Genomic DNA, 1,062 nt, shown 5'->3' on the forward strand with positions numbered 1-1,062 from the left:
GCCGCCGTCCGTCGCAGATCGTGCGGCGTGAACGGTGCGATGCCAAGCAGTTCGCAGATGCCCAGCGTGCGCGGCACGCGCTTGCCTTTCTTCGGGGTCTTGGTGCCGGTCAGCGCATTGGCCATGGCGTTGCGTGCCAGCGGCGCATTGCCGAACCGACCGACGAAAACGTAATCGTAGTTGCCCATCGCTTCCTTGGCGATCTCAAGCGCCAGATCGGACAGCGGCTGATTGATGACGCGGCGCTTCTTGACCCGCCGCGCCGGAATATCGACGGTGCCGTTCGCGGCGTTCAGCTCATCGCGATGGATCGGTAGCAGTTCGCCCGAGCGCAGCATGGTGACCAGCGCGAACTTGAGCGCCAGCCGCGTCTTGCGATCCCACGGCAGATCGTTGCGGTCGAGGCCATGCCAGAGCGTCCGGATTTCATCCTCGCTCAGCACGCGGTCGCGCGGATGCTCCTTGTCGAGCTTCGGCAGGTTGACGCACGGGCTGGCGGTGACGAAATCGTTGCCCGCTTCGGCTGCCCAGTTGAACAGGCCGGACGCCGCCCGGCGCATGTGACGGGCATTGCTGACCGAGGGCTTGCCGCCGTGCCTGCCCGCGACGATGTCGTTGGAGAGGGTGGCGATGTCGTTCTTGGTGACATCGCTGGCGAGCTTCTTGCCGAGCCGGGGACTGAGGAAGCGGCGCAGATGGCGCGCGGTGCTCTCCCAGCTTTCCAGCCGGGGCCGCATTTCGCCGTCCGCCTTGAGAACCTTGGTCTTCATCCAGTCGATGCGCAGCGCGATGATCTCATCGACCGTCTTGCCGCGCGCAGCGGCTTGGGTCTTGGTCTGGCGCAGTTGCTCGACCAGCGTTGCCGGGGCGAGGGCCTTCAGCGCGTAGACCTTGCTGCGGGCGTCCTCGATGCCGAAGGTCTCCGGGTTGAAGGTGCCGAGCACGGTCGAGCGCTGCTTGCCGGTGGTGCTGTCGGTGAACTTGAAATTGAAGGTGGCGATGCCAGCCGGGATGATGCTGACATAGAGGCCCCGGCACTTGCGGTCATAGACCTTGGTGCGC

Annotated in this window: 1 protein-coding gene; it reads right to left on the bottom strand. The window is 65.3% G+C overall.

All coding sequences use genetic code 11. The features are described from left to right. On the bottom strand, nt 1-1,062 hold a 1,062-nt coding region (locus AC1RQP_RS40150; RefSeq protein WP_492943304.1), incomplete at both ends, for a tyrosine-type recombinase/integrase.

This window comes from Bradyrhizobium sp. GW821-FHT13H06 (genome assembly GCF_058803975.1).